The 21,024-nt window shown below is 37.7% G+C and carries 20 protein-coding genes; 6 read left to right on the forward strand and 14 right to left on the reverse strand.

What is annotated here, in order from left to right; genetic code table 11:
• Positions 1-20: 20 nt before the first annotated feature.
• From ACQ334_RS19495 to ACQ334_RS19525, 7 genes are all read right to left on the reverse strand, one after another.
• Positions 21-2,189 carry a TonB-dependent receptor gene (locus ACQ334_RS19495; RefSeq protein WP_430989940.1) on the reverse strand — a complete coding sequence of 723 codons (2,169 nt, stop codon included), beginning with the start codon at positions 2,187-2,189 and terminating at the stop codon, positions 21-23.
• Between the two features lie 46 nt (positions 2,190-2,235).
• Positions 2,236-3,240: a YncE family protein gene (locus tag ACQ334_RS19500; RefSeq protein WP_430989941.1), complete on the reverse strand. Its 1,005-nt coding sequence runs from the start codon at positions 3,238-3,240 to the stop codon at positions 2,236-2,238.
• 64 nt (positions 3,241-3,304) lie between these two features.
• Positions 3,305-3,733: a PepSY-like domain-containing protein gene (locus ACQ334_RS19505; RefSeq protein WP_430989942.1), complete on the reverse strand. Its 429-nt coding sequence runs from the start codon at positions 3,731-3,733 to the stop codon at positions 3,305-3,307.
• Positions 3,734-3,837: 104 nt separating this feature from the next.
• A complete protein-coding gene (locus tag ACQ334_RS19510) occupies positions 3,838-5,094 on the reverse strand; it encodes a sensor histidine kinase (RefSeq protein WP_430989943.1) in 1,257 nt (418 codons plus the stop codon).
• Positions 5,091-5,762 (reverse strand): response regulator transcription factor, encoded by a 672-nt coding sequence (locus ACQ334_RS19515; RefSeq protein WP_430989944.1) that lies wholly within the window; start codon positions 5,760-5,762, stop codon positions 5,091-5,093. The genes ACQ334_RS19510 and ACQ334_RS19515 overlap by 4 nt, the downstream gene beginning before the upstream one ends.
• Before the next feature lie 60 nt (positions 5,763-5,822).
• Positions 5,823-6,287, reverse strand: a complete 465-nt coding sequence (locus tag ACQ334_RS19520) for a WG repeat-containing protein (RefSeq protein ID WP_430989945.1) — start codon at positions 6,285-6,287, stop codon at positions 5,823-5,825.
• 83 nt (positions 6,288-6,370) lie between these two features.
• Positions 6,371-8,386: an alpha-ketoacid dehydrogenase subunit alpha/beta gene (locus tag ACQ334_RS19525; protein ID WP_430989946.1), complete on the reverse strand. Its 2,016-nt coding sequence runs from the start codon at positions 8,384-8,386 to the stop codon at positions 6,371-6,373.
• 258 nt (positions 8,387-8,644) lie between these two features.
• Between ACQ334_RS19525 and ACQ334_RS19530 the strand changes: the two genes are divergently transcribed.
• The gene (locus ACQ334_RS19530; protein WP_430989947.1) at positions 8,645-9,799 is read left to right on the forward strand and encodes a hypothetical protein; all 1,155 of its coding nucleotides are present in this window, start codon (positions 8,645-8,647) and stop codon (positions 9,797-9,799) included.
• Between the two features lie 77 nt (positions 9,800-9,876).
• On the opposite strand, the gene ACQ334_RS19535 is transcribed toward ACQ334_RS19530, so the two are convergent.
• The 5 genes from ACQ334_RS19535 to ACQ334_RS19555 all read right to left on the reverse strand — a co-directional run bounded on the left by ACQ334_RS19535 (position 9,877) and on the right by ACQ334_RS19555 (position 14,855).
• Positions 9,877-10,602, reverse strand: a complete 726-nt coding sequence (locus ACQ334_RS19535) for a phytanoyl-CoA dioxygenase family protein (protein WP_430989948.1) — start codon at positions 10,600-10,602, stop codon at positions 9,877-9,879.
• A gap of 8 nt (positions 10,603-10,610) precedes the next feature.
• On the reverse strand, positions 10,611-10,976 hold the full coding sequence (locus ACQ334_RS19540) for a phage holin family protein (protein WP_430989949.1): 366 nt from the start codon (positions 10,974-10,976) through the stop codon (positions 10,611-10,613).
• A gap of 55 nt (positions 10,977-11,031) precedes the next feature.
• Positions 11,032-12,312: a M16 family metallopeptidase gene (locus ACQ334_RS19545; RefSeq protein WP_430989950.1), complete on the reverse strand. Its 1,281-nt coding sequence runs from the start codon at positions 12,310-12,312 to the stop codon at positions 11,032-11,034.
• A gap of 18 nt (positions 12,313-12,330) precedes the next feature.
• Positions 12,331-13,566, reverse strand: a complete 1,236-nt coding sequence (locus tag ACQ334_RS19550; RefSeq protein WP_430989951.1) for a M16 family metallopeptidase — start codon at positions 13,564-13,566, stop codon at positions 12,331-12,333.
• A gap of 101 nt (positions 13,567-13,667) precedes the next feature.
• Entirely contained in the window at positions 13,668-14,855 is a 1,188-nt protein-coding gene (locus ACQ334_RS19555; RefSeq protein WP_430989952.1) for an aspartyl protease family protein, read from the reverse strand.
• A 67-nt stretch (positions 14,856-14,922) separates the two neighbouring features.
• On the opposite strand from ACQ334_RS19555, the gene mqnC reads away from it, so the two are divergent.
• Genes mqnC through ACQ334_RS19570 form a run of 3 tightly spaced genes read left to right on the forward strand, consistent with a single transcriptional unit; the run spans position 14,923 to position 16,905 of the window.
• Positions 14,923-16,047 (forward strand): cyclic dehypoxanthinyl futalosine synthase, encoded by a 1,125-nt coding sequence (gene mqnC / locus ACQ334_RS19560; RefSeq protein WP_430989953.1) that lies wholly within the window; start codon positions 14,923-14,925, stop codon positions 16,045-16,047.
• A 28-nt stretch (positions 16,048-16,075) separates the two neighbouring features.
• Positions 16,076-16,396, forward strand: a complete 321-nt coding sequence (locus tag ACQ334_RS19565; protein ID WP_430989954.1) for a DUF3817 domain-containing protein — start codon at positions 16,076-16,078, stop codon at positions 16,394-16,396.
• 14 nt (positions 16,397-16,410) lie between these two features.
• A complete protein-coding gene (locus tag ACQ334_RS19570; protein ID WP_430989955.1) occupies positions 16,411-16,905 on the forward strand; it encodes a GAF domain-containing protein in 495 nt (164 codons plus the stop codon).
• A gap of 9 nt (positions 16,906-16,914) precedes the next feature.
• Here the strand turns inward: ACQ334_RS19570 and ACQ334_RS19575 are convergent, their stop codons facing one another.
• Together ACQ334_RS19575 and ACQ334_RS19580 are read right to left on the reverse strand one after the other, a co-directional pair.
• On the reverse strand, positions 16,915-17,499 hold the full coding sequence (locus ACQ334_RS19575; RefSeq protein WP_430989956.1) for a hypothetical protein: 585 nt from the start codon (positions 17,497-17,499) through the stop codon (positions 16,915-16,917).
• Positions 17,500-17,529: 30 nt separating this feature from the next.
• Positions 17,530-18,138, reverse strand: coding sequence for a DNA-3-methyladenine glycosylase family protein (locus ACQ334_RS19580; RefSeq protein ID WP_430989957.1), 609 nt, complete (start codon positions 18,136-18,138; stop codon positions 17,530-17,532).
• 172 nt (positions 18,139-18,310) lie between these two features.
• Here ACQ334_RS19580 and ACQ334_RS19585 point away from each other — a divergent pair, with 172 nt between their 5' ends.
• Positions 18,311-19,033, forward strand: coding sequence for an outer membrane beta-barrel protein (locus tag ACQ334_RS19585; RefSeq protein WP_430989958.1), 723 nt, complete (start codon positions 18,311-18,313; stop codon positions 19,031-19,033).
• Between the two features lie 123 nt (positions 19,034-19,156).
• The gene (locus ACQ334_RS19590) at positions 19,157-21,004 is read left to right on the forward strand and encodes an amidophosphoribosyltransferase (protein ID WP_430989959.1); all 1,848 of its coding nucleotides are present in this window, start codon (positions 19,157-19,159) and stop codon (positions 21,002-21,004) included.
• The last annotated feature ends 20 nt before the right edge of the window (positions 21,005-21,024 follow it).

The following is a 21,024-nucleotide window of genomic DNA, read 5'->3' on the forward strand; positions in this document are numbered from 1 at the left end:
GTTACTGTTTATTGAGATGATCAAAAATTTATCCGGGCAGATAAATTTACCACTCTTCCATCAATAGGTGCCCATATTTGTTTGAATACAGGATTGGCAGGTGCACCGGAAGATATAATACTTTCTTTTTTAGTTTGCCTGTAATCAAAAAGGTTTTCGCAGTTTAATACCAGTGCTACATTTTTTATATCGTAACGCATCATTGCAGCGCCAAACAAATAACCAGGTGTGGTGTTGCCGTTATCTAAATATTGTTTACCGGTATAAGAAGCTTCCACACCTGCTCTGAAGTGTGATGAAAACTCGTATGCAATTACAGTGGCAAATTTATTTCTTGCACTAAGGCTTACGTTAGGGTGTGCCGCATCATACAATTGTTTGGCATTGGTGTATGTGTAACCAAAATAAATTTCCAATGCATCATGTGTGGCAGCTACATAAGTTTCAAAACCTTTTGTGTTGAGCGGCTTACTTGCGCTGGAAAAAGAAATGACGCCATTGGGAATAGTAAATTCCACCAGCGGGTCTTTTATTTCAGTTACATAAAACATCTGGTTAACAGTGAGGTGCCAGCCGTTAGCCACCGTTTTATAATTAATATCCCAATTGGCGCCGGTTGATTTTTCTGCTTTTACATTAGTGCCGGGATAGAAATTGGGGTAATCTCTTTCATCAATATCACTTGCAAACTGCGAAGGAATTTTATAGCCGTAGCCTCCGCCTAAACGAGTGGTGAAATGAGTACTTATTTTATACAATAAAGATAATCTTGGCAAAACAAAATTGCCATACACATTATGATTGTCTAAACGCAAGCCAGCCTCGGCAATAAATTTCTCAGTGATCTTCCAGTCGTCCTGTATAAAGATACCAGCGGTAATGTAATTGTAATTATCAAACCTTGTAGAATCAGGATTCTTCTTCCTGAAATTTTCGCCACTGAAATTGATGCCACCAACAATATTGTGTTTAGTAAGTTTTTTAAAATAAGTGAGCTCACTAAAATAAGAGAGTTGTTTTGCCTTCATACCAAATACATTGGTAGTAATATCACGATTGAAAAAACTGGTAGTGCCTTTTAAGGTAAGCCTGTCGCTGGCATTTAGTTTAGTTTCAATTTCTGCATCAATAGTATTTCTCAACGATTTATTCTGAATAAAGAATTGATGATTGTTATCTTTTGTTTGATGCAATACCTGCATATCGCCGCCGTTCCTGTCTTCATAAGTAAGGTTATACCCTACAATCACCGTTTGTTTTTGATTGGGATAGAAAAATAATCTTGGATGAAAGAAAACAGTTTTCAGATCGGGCACATCGCTGTAGCTATCTTTATTTACATCTACTGCACGCTGGTAAGTACCACCTGCAAATAAAGTGTACCCTGCTTTTTTATTCCGGTTACTTAAAAATAAATTAAGATTACTTTCTTTTAAAGTAGATTGATTGATGGTGATACTTCTCTCGGGACTGTTGAGTTTGGGTGATTTGGAAATTAAATTCAACATGCCTGCAATAGCTCCACCGCCATACAAAGTAGAGCTTGAGCCTTTTACTATTTCAATTTGCTTCAGGTCGAGTGGTGGAATTTGCAAAATGCTGAAGCTGCCGCTGTAGCCGCCAAACAATGGTAAACCGTCTCTTAAAATTTGAGAATATTTTCCAGGTAAGCCTTGTATTCTTGCATCTGCATTACCAGTGGTGGCAGATGTTTGCTGTATCTGGATGCCAGCAACATCGCCCAATAAACTGGCAATATTTCCCGGCTTAATACCATTCTCTTCGCCTACTTCTTCGCTTCCTAAAACTTCTACTTTAGTGGGCAGGTCTTCAATACGGCTGTTGGTACGTGATGAACTTACTATTACTTCTTCTTCTTTTTTTTCTGCTTTTTGTAAGTAAATTATCTGCACTGTATCTCCACCGGGAATCTGAAAACTTACTGTTTGATTTTCGTAGCCCACAAAAGAAAAAGTAATTTTTATTTTGCCTGTGGCAAGATTAGCAAATGTTATTCTTCCATTATTATCAGATGCAATTGCTTTTGCACTGTTTTCAATTTTAGCAGAAACGCCTTGTAATATGTCTTTGCTTTCTGCATCTTTTACAAAGCAACTGAAATTATGTTGAGCAAAAACATTGCAGCCGATAAATAATAATGCTGCGGTTAATATAATACTGATCTTCATGCTTTAAATTTTAAAACTCTTTTCTTTAGGGTAATACTGATTACTATTATTTTCCAACTACTAAAACCTGGAATGTACCTGCTTTCATTTTAGGTCTTCCTTTCTGGCCCGGTTCCATTGGTTCCAGCTCTGCAGCAGGTAAATAAATCAAATGAGATTGATTATCTAAAGTAATTGTCCTGGCACTTTTTTTAGTGACTACATTTTCTACCAGCACAAATTTTGATGCACTTTCTTCATGTATCACACTCATGGTTCCATCTGCACCATTAGCAGTATAAATATTTTTTGTTGCCGCATCAAAAGCAACACCATCGCAGCCATCGCCAATGGTAATTTTATCTACAATATTTCCATTGGTAGCATCAATCACCATCAATAATTTTTCGCAGCCGGCAAATAATCTTTTGGTGGTTTTATCAAAAGCCAAACCTGTTGGGCCGTCGCCAGGTGCAATACTCCAGTGATTCAATACTTTAAACGTTTTAGTATCAATTACCACAATCTCATTTTTATCCTCAATATTCACAAACAGTTTTCCCATACCATCACTTACAGGTGTTTCGGGCTTGCCACCAACATCCACACTATCAATTGTTTTATTTAAAACAGGATCTATGATACTTAAATTTTTACCCCGGCCATTGCAGGTAATTATTTTTTTAGAGAAGGGTTCGTAGATAATTGCATCGGGATTTTGCCCGGCAGCAATTTGTGCCAGCACTTTATTCGTATTCATGTCAAATACAGTAACTGTGTTTAACCTGCCATTGCTGGTAAATCCTTTTTTACCGGCCACATCAAAAGCAATACCGTGAACACCGGTAGTGTTTTCAATTACACCAACAGAGTCGCCGGTTTTTTTATTCAATATATTTACCTGTGTACCATGGCTTACATATAACCAATCGTTAACCGGGCCTACTTCTAAATAATCCCATCCGCCAGGGCTGGCAATATGGAGTGTATTGAGAACATGTAATCCTTGTTGTGCATTAATTGCAGTTATTGCAATTATCATTGCTGAAAAAATAAGCGTTAGTTTCTTCATTGTATTTATTTAGAAAAGTAAAAATAAAAAAGGATGACTTTGGCAGCATCCCGGTATTTCAATTTTAATCCTTCATTTCTTTTAAAAAATTCCCTTTTGCATCAAAGATCACGTCTTTACCATTTACCTCCGCTTCGTAATTTATTGTGCCGTCTGCTTTGGTGATCTTTGCACCTTCTTTAATCGTTTTGCCTTTGTAATGTGCTTTTACATAAGCCAGAATATTAGCGGGCAGTTCAGCCACTTTAATATCCGTTTCACTTTCTGTAAAACTGCCGGTAGCTTCATAGGTAGCGGAAACTGAATGGCCATCCTGTTTAAAACTTGCTTCATATTGCCCATCTTCTTTTTCCCATTTACAAGTTATACCTGGATATTGTTTTGCAAAAGCCGCTTTAACGGCTGCCGGTACTTTTGCTGCATCAAGCTTTTGCGCATTAGTTACTGTGCAGGTGGTTACAGCCAACACCATCATGATCGTAAGCTTTTTCATTTTTTACAGTTTTAAGTGTGAAAGAGAGTGCAAACCTAAAAAGAGATTCTGTAGTGAATTTGAAGTTGCATGTTAACTAATTGTAAATAGCTTTCAGGAAGGCTTTAAAATTCAATAGCAATTGTATGCAGCCCGTTTGCGTACTCATAAACCGCTTTATAATTATACTGTTCGCATATCTTTTTTACAATCGATAATCCCAGTCCCAATGATTCTGAATTCACTTTATCTTTTCTAAACCGTTCAAACAGTTCATCAGGGTTACTCTTAAGTTCGGTACCGGTATTGCTGACTGTTAACCGGTTCATTTCTGATGTAATAGTAATAGCGCCATTTTTAATATTATGTTTAATGGCATTAGTGATTAAATTAGAGACCAGTATCTCAGCCATTATTTTGTTCATTGATACAATACAAGCTGCATCAATATTTTGTGTAAGTGTAATTTCTTTTGCGGCTATTAATTCTTCATAATTATTCAGGTGTTTGGCAACAATGTTAGCTATATCAACATGCTCTGTGTCTTTAAATTGCTGGTTGTCAATTTTAGTAAGCAGTAATAATGATTGATTTAATTTTGAAAGCCGGCTTATTTCTTCCTGGATATGCTGAATGTATTGCATTTGTATTTCAGAAAAATTTTCCGCCTGCATCAATAATTCTAATTTGGAATTGATAACAGCAAGTGGCGTTTGAATTTCGTGTGATGCATTTTCTGTAAAACTTTTTAAGGCATCATAATCTTTTATCACACTGTTGCTCATTGTGGTTACCGCACTGTTCAATTCTTTAAACTCATTGATATTGCTGTCTTCCAGTTTTATCGCCGATTTATTACTCAGGTTAAATTGCTTCAGCTGTTGTAAGGTATTATTAAAAGGCAGCCATAATTTATTCAATACAAAACGATTGATAATAAAGAGTACAACTAAAAGCAATACCACAATAGCTAATGTAAGCAGTACGATCAGCTGTATAAGGTCTTCTGTTTCCTGTTGCGATTTAGTAATGGATACTTTATAGTTTTTTCCTGCATTTTCTATTATAAAAATTAAACGGCGGCCTTGTATCTGTTCATCCTCGGTTGTGTCATAAAGATTTACACTGTATATTTTTCTTTTGATATTGCCAGACCCTGCTGGTTCAAACACTACTTTTTGGTCTTTATAATTGGCGGCGTTGGGCAGGCTGCTATTGTGTTGCACATAATCTTTTACCTCCTGTTCTTCTATTTTAAGGTCTTTATCCAGTTGGTGAATTAACACAAACCTTAAAATAAAATAATAGCATAAACCTCCCACCAGCAACACCAGAATGGTGGCTGCAATATTTACCCTGTTATACCTGGCCAGTAATTTCATGCGTCGGTAAATTTATAACCCATTCCATACACTGATTTTATATAATCAGCACTTCCGGCTTCTATTAATTTCCGGCGCAGGTTTTTAATGTGAGTGTAAATAAAATCCAGGTTGCCTTCCATTTCATCTCCCCATAAATGTTCGGCAATGGCGTTCTTTGAAATAACACGCCGTTTGTTGCTTACAAAATATAATAACAGTTCAAATTCTTTTTTGGTAAGATCGAGATTAGTTTTATTTACAGCAGCTGTTTTTGCCTGGGTATCAATGCTGATATCGTTGAACAGCATCACATTGCTACCGCCAAATTTTTTGCGGCGTATGATGGCAGCAATTCTTGCACTTAATTCTGAAAGGTGAAATGGTTTAGATAAATAATCATCAGCACCTGACACAAGTCCTTCCACTTTATCATCGATAGAATTTTTTGCAGAAATGATCAGCACACCATCTGCTTTATTGTTTTGCCGTAAAGCTTTTAAAATGTTTAAGCCACTGCCGCCCGGCAATGTTATATCCAGCAGGATACAATCGTATTCAAATAATTCTGTCTTTTCTATGGCTGTATTAAAATCAAAAGCGGTTTCGCAGATATAGTCCTGCGCTTTAAGATAAGTGCTGATACTTTCACTTAATGCCTTTTCATCTTCTATGATCAATATTTTCAACGGGAAAATTTGACGTAAAGTACGAAATGAATTTTGAAGAGAAACTGAAGCTGCTGGTGTTTATTGAATTGCTTTACCTGTTTTATCGATGTAAAATTCTTTACCTGCTTTTTTTACTTTGGCTTTACCATCTTTAAATTCTTCCGCAGCCTCATATACCAGCGGGATAACTTCTTTTCCATTCTTATCTACAAAACCATAGTTGCCGCCGGCTTCCATAAATTTTGTGTTGGTGGCAACCACCGCCAGCCCTTCCTGGAAAAAATTTACATAGCTGTATTTAAAAGGAATTACCAGTTTGTTTTTCTTATCGATGAGGGCAAACTTTGTACCGTTGTATACCCAGGCTTTATCTACACCTGTAAAAAAATAAGTAGCGGTAATATATTGTGCAGGAATAATAATTTTTCCTTTGTCATCTTTATAACCATACAAACCATTGTTGGCCTCAAAGGGTTTTAGGTTTTGGGCATTAATTTTACTGATAGTAATTAAAAGCAGGAATAAGAACAATGGTCTTTTCATGTAACGTTGTGGTTTATTCAAAGTAAAATAAGATCAAAAGAATAACAATTTTAGTACCCCGCAATGGGTATTTATTCTGGCTGCTAATAGTTCAATAGTTTATCTACACATTCTCCCAGTCTTGAATAAGCCATAAAATTTTTCTCCAGTTCTAAATTAAACGGAATAGGTGTGTCTAAACTTGCGCAACGCATTACCGGCGCATCTAAATATTGAAAACAATTCTCTGCAACCCATGCTGCTATTTCGCCACCAATACCTCCGGTTAAGCTGTCTTCATGCAATATCAAAACTTTACCTGTTGCTGCAACTGCTTCCTCAATGGCATCATAATCCAGTGGCAATAATGTTCGCAGGTCTAAGATTTCTATACTGATGCCGGGATGCTTGCCAGCATAATCCATTGCCCAATGCACACCGGCGCCGTACGTGATGATCGTGATATCATCGCCATGTTGTACCGTTCTTGCCTTACCAATTTCCACTTCGTAATATTCCTCCGGCACATTGCCGCTTACACTTCTGTATAAAGCCTTGTGTTCAAAATATAAAACCGGGTTGGGGTCGTTAATGGCTGCGATCAATAATCCTTTTGCATCCATTGGTGTTGATGGATACACCACTTTTAATCCCGGGGTATGTACAAACCATGCTTCATTACTTTGACTATGAAAGGGCCCTGCACCTACGCCACCGCCGGTAGGCATACGGATTACCACATCTGCATTTTGCCCCCAACGGTAATGAATTTTTGCAAGGTTGTTGATGATCTGGTTAAAGCCCACAGTAACAAAATCGGCAAACTGCATTTCCATCATACTCTTATAACCTTCTAAACTTAAACCCAATGCTGCGCCCACAATAGCGCTTTCACATAATGGTGTATTACGTACTCTTTCTTTTCCAAATTCATGTACAAAGCCTTCTGTTATTTTAAAAGCACCGCCGTATTCCGCAATATCCTGGCCCATTAAAATAAGGTTGGAATGTTTTTGCATAGATTGATAGAGGCCTTCTTTAATGCCGTCAACAAAACGTTTGTCGTGAGTGGTGAGTCGTGAGTCGTGAGATGAAACACCATAAGTATACTGCTTTACTGACGATTCACGACTCACCATTGACGATGCATATACATCTTTCAGTTCTTCTTCCGTATCCACCACCATTGGCTTTGCATTGTACGCTATTTCCAATTCGTTTTCAATATGAAGTCTGGTTTCATTTTTAATGGTTTCAATCGTTTCGGCAGCTAAAATATTTTCATCAATAAGAAATTGTTCAAAATTTTTCACCGGGTCTTTCTTTGCCCACAGGTCAAATAATTCGGGTGGTACATACTTAACACCGCTGGCTTCTTCGTGTCCACGCATGCGAAAGGTCATGCACTCAATCAAATATGGTTTTTGATTACTGATGCAATAATCTCTTACGCCTTTAATGGTATCATACACTTCTAATAAATTATTGCCATCGATGCGTATACCTTCCATACCATAGCCTTTGGCTTTATCTACCAAACTAAAACAACGGTATTGTTCATTTACCGGGGTACTTAAACCGTAGCCATTATTTTCAATGACAAAAATTACGGGTAGATCCCAAACTGCAGCGGTATTTAATGCTTCGTGAAAATCTCCTTCGCTGGTACCTCCATCGCCACTGAATGCCAGGGATACCTTGTCTTCATTCTTTAATTTATGTGCCAATGCCACCCCATCTGCAATAGCTAATTGCGGACCAAGGTGAGAAATCATGCCACAGATATGATGTTGTTTGCTTCCGAAATGAAAACTTCTTTCCCGGCCTTTGCTATAGCCATCTTTATTGCCCTGCCATTGCATAAACAATTTACTCAACGGCATATTGCGGCCTGTAAAAACACCGAGGTTTCTATGCAAGGGCATTATCCATTCATCCTGTTGCAAAGCCTGTGTTACACCAACGGAAATAGCTTCCTGCCCGATACCACTGAACCATTTGCTTATTTTTCCCTGGCGTAATAATACCAGCATTTTTTCTTCTATCATCCTGGGCAAAAGCAATGCTTTATAAAACTTAAGAAGTTCTGTATCGGAGAGGTTTTTTTTATCGAACTGCATATCGTTGTTTGAGTAACACAAATGTAAACAAAGATGTTTTGCCTTTGGCAAAAAGGTTAGCCACGGATTGCACAGGTTTTCACGGATTATTTTATCGGCAATGTATTTTCTGAATTAATTTGTATAACTCCCTGCAACAGCCTGTATTCATCTGTGAAAATCTGTGCAATCCGTGGCCAATCCTCTTTGTATGTTTTTTAACAAAATCCCCTTGTGCAATTCTTTTTATCGTTGCATCTTACCCCAAACTATTTGATTATGAAATTTTCTGCTACCGTTTTTACTATCGCATTTTCTGCATTGGGTTTAATAACATTAATTTCATCTACCGGCAAATCTGTACCGCAAAAGCCAGCACCACCTAAAATACAGGCCGCCATTTTATTAGATGTAAGTGGCAGCATGGATGGCCTTATTGAACAAGCCAAAGCGCAATTATGGAATATGGTAAGCACCATGGGTAAGGCAAAATGCAATGGTGATGTTTCGCCCAAAATTGAAATTGCTTTGTATGAATACGGCAGAAGCACTAACGATATTAAACAGGGTTATGTAAAACAGATCAATGGATTTATCAGTGACCTGGATTCTTTATCGCAGAATTTATTCAGTTTAAAAACCAATGGCGGTGATGAATTTTGCGGCCATGTAATTTATAGTTCTTTACAGGAACTGCAATGGGATGCGGCACCGGAAAATTATAAAGTGATTTTTATTGCCGGCAACGAAGATTTTTTACAGGGCGATATTCAATACACCAGGTCGTGTGCCGAAGCGAAACTAAAAGGGGTTATTGTAAATACTATTTACTGTGGTGATAAAATGCAGGGTATAAGAGAACACTGGAATTTAGCTGGTGAATGTGGTAATGGCAGTTTTACCAATATTAACCAGGATGCAAAGATTGAAGAAATACCAACGCCATATGATACTACATTGTATGTGCTGAATGGAAAATTAAACGGCACCTATATCGCCTATGGCTATTCCGGGCAAGCCAGTTTTTCTAAAATGTATGATATGGATGCAGTAAATACCGCCGGTAGCAGGGAAGCTGGGTTAAAAAGAATTGCCGTTAAAGGAAAAAAGGAATTGTATCGCAACGACAACTGGGATCTGGTAGACAGGTTTGCAACTGATAGTTTAAAATCTTTTACATTTAGTAAAGAAGAGTTGCCTGATAGTTTAAAAAACAAAAGTAAAGATGAGATCAAAAAAATAGTGGAAGAGAAAAGTAAATTAAGAAATACCATTCAACAACAAATTGCCACTGTAAATAGCCAGCGGGAGGCCTATATAAATGCAGAGAAAGCCAAGAATGCTGCTACTAAAAATAATGCCCAGACTTTAGAAACCGAAGTAGAAAAAATTATTAAGGAGCAGGCAAAGCGGTTTAATATGAAGATAGAGTAATTGGTACCCAGAGATTAAATTTAATTACCCCGAAGACTGAATAGATGAAAGAGCTGGTTTTAACGGGCTCTTTTTGTTTAGTTGATCAGCAAAAATTCTGACCAATTTAAACCAGTTGGTAATTCACTACTACTGCACTCGATATGTATCACCCGGCGTTTTTTATTATTAACAGTTCTACCAGATGAGTGTAGTAATAATGGCCTCATAATCATTATGCCCCCTCTTTTCACTTGGCATATATTTTCTTTCTCTGTTGTCCAGTCAATTGTTTCGGGCCGGTAAATTCCTTTGCAATGAGATTGTGGGACAACTTTTAAGGCCCCATTGTTTTCATCGGTATCGTCAAGGTGAATACGGATAGTAAAATTATCTTCTAAAATTTTTAAAGGGGGTTGCACAGCAAATTGATCTTGTTTTACTGTCCATGGACCAAAACCATGTACTGCAAGTTTTGTGTCTACAGAAATAGTGAGATCCTGATGATAAGATACAAACCAGTTAGAAGCTGCTGGCTTATCAAAGTAAATAGATTTAACAACGAAGAAATCATTTCCAAAAAATTCTGCGGTAAGATCGGTTAATTTTTTATTGAAAACTGTTGCTACAGCTTTGGGAACTTCTTTGAAAAATTGTCTTATTGCAAAAAGGTCAGTTGATCTGCGAAAAGTTGGGTTAAATGAATCGGCTTCTTCAATTGCGTTAATAATTTGAAGGACTTCTTCTTCTGTATAAATATTTTCAATTATCGCAAACCCGTTGTTGGAAATTTCTTCACTAATATTATTTGAAGTTGCTATCATTAAAATTCTTACCGGGTCTCTTGCTTTTTCTCTTCCGGAAAAGCTTTTTTGTGTACAAAAGAATTGAAGAAGGATAACAAAATACTAAACAGCAATGCATACCAAAAGCTGTCTACTTTAAAGCCTCCTACAAAATGATCGTCAATTAAAATGATACAGGCATTGATAACAAATAAAAACAGGCCTAGTGTAAGTATAGTGGCTGGTAGCGTAAGTAATATCAGCAAAGGTTTTACTATGGCATCTAAAAAAGATAATACCACTGCCACAATTAAAGCTGTAAACATATCCTTAATTTCTATACCAGGTAAAATATACGCCAGTATAAAAACGTTTACTGCACATACTAATATTTTGATCAGCCATTTTTCCATAGTCCTTGTATTAACAGGGTGAGCCTCCCTAAATGGGGTGACTCACCCCAGAACTTTAAATTACAATTAATTCATAAAAATCCTCAGGATTTAAGTATTTTTTTGCCAGCTCTCTTATTTCTTCTGCGCTGATTGTTTTAATAACATGGATAGAATCATAAAAATATTTTTCGTCCAGCTTATTTAAAATAATATTCTTCCATCGTCCCATTATCTGAAAAGGCCCGTCAAGATCGCCCAATATAGTTCCGATCAAATAATTACGTACCAATAACAATTCTTCTTCATCCACTAATTCTTCTCTCAATAATTTCATTTCTTTATACACTTCTTCTACTGTTGCTTCACTTACATCCTTACCGGCTTCGGTGCTTATCAGCCATGCCGTTTGCTGCAAATGATTTTGTACATAGCTGTGAATGCCATACGTATATCCTTTATCTTCCCGGATATTACTCATCAGCCTGCTGCCGAAATAGCCGCCAAACAAAGTATTCAATACCATCACTTTCATAAAATCGGGGTGGTGCCTGTTAGGAAAATGCCTGGCTATTCTTATGGCACCCTGCACGCCTTCTGCGTCATTACTGATGCGGTATTTTTTTTCTGTTGCAGGTTGGGGGTTTATTGCAGGCAGTGGTTCGTTATTTGCCTTTAAATTCAGGCCTCCAAAATTCTTATTCAATTGTTCTTTTAAATCGGCAGGCAATTTGCCACTTACAAAAATTACACAACTACCATTTATATAGTATTGTTTAAAAAACTCTTTTAGCTGTGCTGTGTTTAAAGCATCAATATCTTCGGGGTTGGTGTAAGTGCCATATGGGTGTTGCTCGCCATAAACATAAGCATCAATTAAACGGGCTGCTACAAATTCACTTTTCTTTAAACTTACACTCAGCCTTTGTTTGCTGTTTTGTTTGTACGTAGCTAATTCTTCTTCCAAAAAAACCGAATCGGTTATCATCTCCTTGATCACGGGTAATAATTTATCCAGGTGCTTACTCAAAGAAGACAGGTTGATCACCGCTGTTTCATTATAACAAGCTCTTGCACAATGAGCACCGTAATATTCAAAGGCTTCATTAATTTCAAAAGCTGTTTTTGTGCTGGTACCATTCTTTAATAAAAAGTTGGTGGCACCTGCTACCGCTTTTTGTAGTTCAAAACTGTTGCCTGCATAAAACACCAGTTCTAATTGAAACACTTCCTGTGTTCCTGCATCGATGGTATACACAGGTACGCCATTGTCTAATTCAAAAAATGTATAGGGCTTTAATTGCAGCTCAAATTCTATTGCATCTTTTATTGGTGGTGGTATTGTTCTGTCTAGCATTGTAATTTTTTTCGCTTCTTAATTAGCGAAGTAGTATAAGGTGTTTGAATTGTTCTCGTCAAAAATAATACTACACTCTTTTGCAATTTGTGCAGCAGTTACAGCCTGGTACATTTCCAGCTCTTTGTTTATTAAATCTGCATCACCCAATTGTTCATACATGGCAATGCTGGTGGCACGGTTCATTACGCTCATGTCTTCAAAAGCCATCATGCTTTCGGTTTTGTTCTTTACCTTTTCCAGTTCTTTATCTGTTACACCCAGCTCCTGTAATTTTTTTATTTCTTCATCAATAGCGGCTTCGGCATCTGCCATACTCACACCTTTTACCAGTTTTCCTTCAATGGTTAAAAGACCGGTATCGGTGCTACCCATGTGGTAACATTCTATATTACTGAAGAGCTTTTTTTCTTTTACTAAAGATTGAAACAATCTTGATGAAGCACCGCCACCTAAAATTTCTCCTATCAGATCGGTGGTATAATAACGGCTGTCGGTACGGGAATAAATATGCCAGCATTTATACAAAGCATCTAATGGCACATTAGCTTTTACTTCCAGTTTTCTTGGTGCTGTTTGTTTAGGTTCCTGCGGCAGGTTGCGTACATACTGCTCACCGGAAGGTATTGGCCCAAACCATTTTTCTGCCAATACTTTTACCTGCTCAAGAGTTATATTACCAGCTACCACTAAAATAGCATTGTTAGGCGTGTAATGTTTATGAAAGAAAGCTTTTACATCTTCCAGAGTAGCGTTTTCGATATGGCTTAATTCTTTACCAATTGTCATCCAGCGATAAGGATGGGTTGTATAGGCCAGTTCCCTCATCTTATGCCATACATCGCCGTAAGGTTTATTAATATAATGCTCTTTAAACTCTTCGCTTACCACTTTACGCTGGGTATCTAAACTTTTTTTACCAAAAGCTAAAGACAGCATCCTGTCGCTTTCCAGCCAAAAAGCCGTTTCAATATTTTCTGCCGGCAGCTGGCAATAATAATTGGTAAGATCGTTGGTGGTAAAGGCATTATTTTCTCCGCCGGCCACCTGCAATGGTTCGTCGTATGAGGGAATATTGATACTGCCACCAAACATCAGGTGTTCAAATAAATGAGCAAAGCCTGTTTTGTTGGGGTTTTCGTCCCTGGCGCCTACATCATACAAAACATTTACTACTGCCATCGGGGTGCTCTTATCTTCATGCACCAAAACTTTTAATCCATTGGATAAAACAAATCTTTCAAACTGAATCATGGCACAAAGGTAAGGAGAGAAGGATGTAAAATAGTTGCTGATTCCGGTATCATTTACAGCGCTGTTTTATGCAGCAATAGTGGGATATTGTAAGTGGATTCTTACCTAATGCTCACGGTATGTAAAGTAAGCATGATAAAAGCTTCGCCCCTTTTTACAATTACTTTGATGTCTTCGTTAGGCGTTTGCAATATATTTTTATAGGTCATTATATTATGCGATAAATTATTACCTACTGAAAAGATCTCATCCCCCGCCATGATCTTTGCTTTGGCTGCCGGCGAACCTTCAATAACATCGCCTACAGTTATCTTTCCATTTTCGTAATAAATGCCGAGGCCGGTATAAGCATAATCAAATTTTTCATTAAAATGTCCATTGGGTAATAAATGGATTTCTCTTTTAGGATAGTTTATTATCATATTGAACCTGCGCAGCAGATCGATACCTATAAGTCCGCCTGTAAAAGGAAAGGAGGTAACATTATATTCATCTTCGTACAGGTACGTTGGCACCTGGTGAAACTTATAGGGGCCAACTTTTACTTCCTTTACCAGGGTAAGGCGCATTTGGAGGCGCCCCCCCATGCCCTGGGCCTGCGTTACTACGGGCCTGCGGCGGCTATGTAATACAGCACTGTCTTCTGCAAATTTTTCACTCATTAATAAACAAAGGCCGGCACCGGTATCATAATAAAAATTATAGCCCATTTTTTTCCGGTCTTTAAAATTCACCCACTGTATAGGTAATGCAGTAAAAACCGGGTGCAATGTGGTGCCACCTCTTGGGTAACTTATTTTTCCGGGAGTATATACCTGTATATATCCACTATCAAAATTTATAGCTACAACATACCTGCTGAAAAAACTGTAGCCTACAATACCATCCACTTTTTCGCCATATACACTGGTTAATACGTCGTAATTATTAACATGAAAATTAAGGTGGTTCACTTCTAAACCGGGAAGGTGCAATGTTTGGTCAAAAACAAAGGGTACTTTTCTTATGCCGCCAATACCGGTAATGGTAGTGTCACTGGCCTTTGTGGCAATATTAAATTCGGCACAGGTGGAGGAATCCAGGGAAATACCCCCGCTGCCGGTATCTAAAATAAAGTTCAATGTATCTGGTACATTGCCGATAGTGGCCTGAATTACCATTACACCACCGCTATATTGTTTAAAAGGAAAAGTAGTGATCAGTTTGGCTTGTGGCTGCGATAATATTTCCTGAGAGAGGCATGCCCTGGCACAAAAAGTAAAAAACAATATTAAAAAAGTGTTTTTCATTATAGCAGTTAGTTAAATATACAACCTAATGGATGTACTTTTGTTGTTTATTACACAAAAGGTGATTATGGAACTAAATAATTTATACGAGAGAGCGCTGGCATTTGAGTTTCTTTCAGCTGAAGAAGGTATGTATTTGTTTAATAACGCTCCGCTGAGTGAACTGATGTATGTAGCCAATGAATTACGCAAAAAACAAGTACCGCATGGTAAAGTTACCTGGCAGATAGACCGCAACGTAAATACTACTAATGTATGTATTGCTAATTGTAAGTTCTGCAATTTCTATCGTATTCCCGGCCATGCCGAGGCTTATATAACAGATATTGAAACCTATAAGAAAAAGATTGAAGAAACGATAAAATTTGGTGGCGATCAGTTGTTGTTACAAGGCGGTCATCACCCTGAATTAGGTTTAAGTTTTTATGTAAATCTTTTTAAGGAACTGAAAAACCTTTACCCCAACATTAAGCTGCACACTTTAGGCCCGCCGGAAATTGCACATATTACTAAACTGGAAAAAAGCACCCACCGTGAAGTATTGATGGCTTTAAAAGAAGCTGGTATGGATAGCTTACCAGGGGCTGGTGCAGAAATTTTAACTGACAGGGTAAGAAGGCTGATCAGTAAAGGAAAATGTGGTGCACAGGAATGGCTGGATATTATGCATGAAGCACACAAACTCAACATCACCACATCTGCTACTATGATGTTTGGCCATGTGGAAACCTTGCAGGAGCGTTTTGAACACCTGATTAAATTAAGAGAAGTACAAAGCCGCAAACCCGAAGAGGCAAAAGGTTTCCTGGCATTTATCCCATGGACCTTCCAGGATGTGGATACATTACTGGCTAAAATTCGTGGTGTACATAATTTAACTACAGCAGAAGAATATATCCGCATGATTGCAATGAGCCGTATCATGTTGCCTAATGTGAAAAACATACAGGCCAGCTGGTTAACTGTAGGTAAACAGGTAGCACAAATTTGTTTAAATGCAGGTGCTAACGATTTTGGAAGTATCATGATTGAAGAGAATGTGGTGAGTGCAGCTGGTGCACCGCATCGTTTTACCAGCACCACTATTCAGCAATCCATAAAAGAAGCAGGCTTTGAACCGCAGTTACGTAACCAGCAATATGAATGGAGAGCAATACCCGATGCTATTGTTGAGCAAGTGATAGATTATTAGTTAAACCTTACATCCTTAAAGCACTTACATGAACAAAGAACCCATGCTTAAATTGCTGCGCCGTTTCAGAATGGTGGCAATTGCCGAAGGCGTTTCCTTTTTAGTTTTATTGCTGATAGCAATGCCGCTGAAATATATTTTTGATATACCACAGGCAGTAAAATTTTTTGGCTGGATACATGGTGCCTTGTTTGTAGCATTCATATATTTTGCCTTTGAAGTATTTACTTCATTTAAAAAAGAATTTACCTGGTTAGGCAAGGCTTTTTTAGCATCCATCATTCCTTGTGGTACTTTTCTTTTAGATAAGGAATTGAAAATGGAAGAACAGATTTTGATCCGTAAATAAAGTTATTGTTACCAATGGCAGAGGACCTGAAAATAATTGAAGGCAGTAAAGTAGAAATTTATCTGTCACTTATTCCGCAGATAAAAGGTTTGCTTGATGGCGAACCCGACCTGGTTGCCAACCTGGCCAATGTTGCCGCAGCTTTAAAAGAACAGTTCGGTTGGTTATGGGTTGGTTTTTATTTGGTTAAACCAGCTACCGCTGTTGACGGCGATAAAGAACTGGTACTGGGTCCTTTCCAGGGACCAGTGGCCTGCACCCGGATAAAAAAAGGCCGTGGTGTTTGCGGCGCTTCCTGGCAAAATGCAGCTACCTTAATTGTACCTGATGTAGAAAAATTTCCGGGCCATATTGCCTGCAGCAGCTTATCCAGGTCAGAAATTGTTGTTCCGCTTATTAAAAATAATGAAGTAGTTGGTGTGCTGGATGTGGATAGTGAATTGCCTGATCAGTTTGATGAAACAGATAAAAAATTCCTGGAAGAGATTGTTGCAGCCATAAAATGTTAGTGCTCCATTTTATACCATTCCTTTTTCCTTTAAAATATGCCTTGATACAGTTTGTAAAATGATAGTGTTCCAATCTGTCAAATAGTAAAAAGATCTATTGTGATGAGCATCTGATTTAGAAAAGAGAGAATAATAAGTCCAATAATTTTTTGTTCCCAGATTTAACCATTCAATGGTTGCTGTATTTTTATTAAGTATCACGCCTTCCTGGGTAAAAGTCACCCCAAGAATATCAAAATCAATCTTATCATTAAAAGACTTTACAAAATCACCTACGATATCGTTGAAATAATTTTCAAATAACGCATTTAATATTTGCAAATACTTTTCTTCTAATTTTTTTCGCCTGACCTGGTATACAGACTGAAACCTGATTTTAATTATTTTGCCGGTTACACTTTTAACTTCTACCTGGAATATTCTTCCAATTCTAAAACTAGGGCCGTTAATAGCTTTGACACCATATCGTATTTCAGCTATTTCAAATTTAGATAAGCTTTCTTCTCCGAATTCTAAAAATTCGGCATTAATTTTTAAAGATTTTTCGCTTGCAAATATGGAGGCTTTAAGCTGTATTTGAAGTGGTAGGGTCATAAAAAATCAGGTTTAGCCAAAAGCATGAATTTATTGCGAAACCGGGGTGTCTTTCCAACCCCACAAATACCTGCAGGCATAAGTACGATATGGGCTCCACTTTTTACTGATAGACAGCATTTTTTCTTTCATCGCCTTTTTATCAGTAGCATCTATCTTGTACAATTTGCACATCGCCTGCTGAATACCCAGATCATCCACTGCAAAAATATCTTCCCGGCCCAATGTAAACATCAATATCATTTCTACTGTCCATTGCCCCACACCTTTTATCTGTGTAAGGTATTTAATCAGTTCTTCATTGCTCATTTTATGCAAGCGGCTATCCGTAATTTTTTCTGTAATAAAAAAATTACAAACGTTCAATACATAATTGGCTTTGGCATTACTTAAGCCAATGGCTCTTAAAGTTTCAAATGGTGTTGTGGCAATTTGTTCTGCGGTAGGATTTTTTCCACCATATAAATGCAGAAATCTTTTTTGAAAAACGTCTGCTACTTTAGTACTCAGCTGCTGGCTCATAATGGAGTTGCATAAATGCAGGTGAATGTTCTTTCTTTTAACTAATGTAAAACTGGTTTCCAAAGGCAGCACCTTTTGCAATTTTTTATCTTTACTCAAATGGACAATATGGGACATGAATGTTATTTAACACCCAATTTCTGTGTTTTTTTGTACAAATGAAGCTCAAGCTTCGTTTTCTTTTTTCTTTTATTCTTTTGAAAGGAAGCAGGAGCTTCCTTTATACAAAATCAAATATTTAACGGTTCATTAGATTATTTGACGTTATTTTGCACCTTCAAAATTAATTATGAAGAAAATAGTACTAGTATGTGTTGCCTTTGTTGCTGTAGCAGGCGCATTTGCGCAGGATAAGAAAAAAGCAGATAAAAAGGATTTAGTGAGCCGTGCAGGAGACCATTTTATGATTCAATTAAGCACCGATCATTGGTCTGGAATGCCGGATAGCATTAACAATCATACAAAAGGCTTATCAAGAGGTGCCAATATTTATGTGATGATGAACAAGCCTTTTAAAGGTAATCCCCAGTTTAGTGCCGCATATGGAATTGGCTTTGGTACTACTAATATGTACTTTAAAAATTATAATATAGATATCAGATCCACCGCAACAAAACTGCCTTTTACCTCACTCGATTCTACAGATCATTTTAAAAAATACAAATTAACCACTGCATTTTTGGAAGTACCCGTTGAGTTAAGGTGGGTTAAACATCCCGAAAAGGAAAATAAAAGCTTAAAAGCTGCCATTGGCATAAAAGTAGGTACATTATTAAATGTGCATACCAAAGGAAAAACATTGCAGAATAAAAGTGGTGGCACTATCAATACCTACACCCAAAAAGAAACCAATAAACGTTTCTTTAATACTACCCGTGTTGCGGCAACAGGTCGTATAGGGTTTGGTAATTTATCATTATTTGGCAGTTACCAGTTTACAGCTTTATTAAAAGATGGTGTTGGCCCTGTAATTCATCCTTTTGAAATTGGTATTTGTTTAAGTGGTCTATAAATCATTTACTGTCAAACAATTAAACTTATATAACACAACATATTGCAGCTTTTATAAAAACCCGATGTTTAAACATCGGGTTTTTTCTTTTAAATCACCTAACTTTGCGCCTCACTCCTTAACATGAGCGACGAAATCAAACACGAATGCGGATTGGCTTTTATCCGCCTCCGCAAGCCTTTCAGTTATTACCAGCAACAATATGGCACAGTTATGTATGGCTTAAACAAGCTGTACCTGCTGATGGAAAAACAACACAACCGTGGCCAGGATGGCGCCGGTGTGGCTGCCGTAAAGCTGAATACCGAACCCGGCTATCCTTTTTTGCACCGCATCCGCAGTTGTGCCAACCAGCCCATTGCAGATATTTTCAGCCAGATAGGTAAAGAAATAGGTGAACTGGAAAAATACCAGCCTGATATCAAGAATCACCCCGGCCTGATGAAAGGGCACGCTGATTTTTTAGGCGAGGTTTTGCTGGGTCACTTAAGATATGGCACACAGGGAAAGAACAACGTGGAGTTTTGCCATCCTTTTATTAAGCGTCATACTATTCCGGCAAGAAATTTAGCCCTTGCAGGAAATTTCAACCTGGTGAATACCGAAGAACTTTTTGGACTGGTGAATATTGACCCGGGTGAGTTTCAGCGCCAGAGTGATCTTGCGGCAATGATGGAAGTATTGCATCATTTTATTGTTAAGGCTGATGAAGCTTTTCCCGGCCATATTGATATTGTAAAAGTGTTGAAAAAAGCAGTGCCTTTATTTGATGGCGGCTTTCATTTTAGCGGCTTATTAGGCAATGGCGATGCATTTGTAATGAGGGATGCTCATGGCATTCGTCCATCTTACTATTATATAAATGATGATGTAATTGTTGCGGCAAGTGAAAGAGCAGCCATAAGAACTGCTTTTAATGTTGGGGAGAACGAAGTGCAGGAATTAATGCCGGGCAATGCTATTATTGTAAAAGCTGATGGCACTTATTCCGTAGAAGAAATTGTAGCACCTAAAGAAAGAAGGGCCTGCAGTTTTGAACGTATTTACTTCAGCCGTGGCAGCGATGAAAAAATTTACAGGGAAAGAATTGCCTTAGGTTACAACCTGAGCAATGTTATTTTAAAAGTTATTAAGTACGATCTTAAGAATACCATTTTCTCTTTTATACCTAATACAGCAGAAACTGCTTTTTATGGTTTATTAAAAGGTGCAGAGGATTACCTGAATAAAATAAAAATAGAACGTATTGCCAGCTGGGGTAAAGATTTTGACGAAGAGAAGCTGACTGAAATGATCACCCGTAAAATACGATTTGAAAAGATTGCTATTAAAGATGTGAAGCTGCGTACTTTTATTACCGAAGATGCCAGCCGTAACGAAATGGTACAGCACGTATATGATATCACTTACGGTACCGTAAGAAAAAATGAAGACACGTTGGTGGTTATTGATGATAGTATTGTAAGAGGAACAACACTTAAGGAAAGTATCATCCGCATGCTATCACGCCTGCAGCCTAAAAAAATAATTATTGTTTCTTCGGCGCCACAAATACGTTATCCCGATTGTTATGGTATCGATATGAGCAAGCTGGGTGATTTTATCGCCTTCCGTGCGGCTATTGAATTATTACAGGATACCAAACAGGAACATATTTTAGCTGATACTTTAGAAAAATGTAAAGAATTACAACGCAATAATCAGCTGCATACCGAAAACCTGGTACAGGAAATTTACAAACCTTTTACCTTAAAGGAAATGAGCCGGAAAATTGCGGAGTTAATTACACCCAAAGATCTTGACATTCCTATACAGGTTATTTATCAAACTATTGAAAGCCTGCACGAAGCCTGCCCTACCAATACCGGCGACTGGTATTTTACTGGCAATTACCCCACACCTGGCGGTAACCGTGTTTGTAACAAAGCCTTTATGAATTATATGGAAGGCAAGAATGTGAGGGGTTATTAAAAAAATAAATGCGTCTGAAG

It is taken from the genome of Ferruginibacter sp. SUN106, from assembly GCF_050611765.1.
Lineage (GTDB): Bacteria > Bacteroidota > Bacteroidia > Chitinophagales > Chitinophagaceae > Ferruginibacter.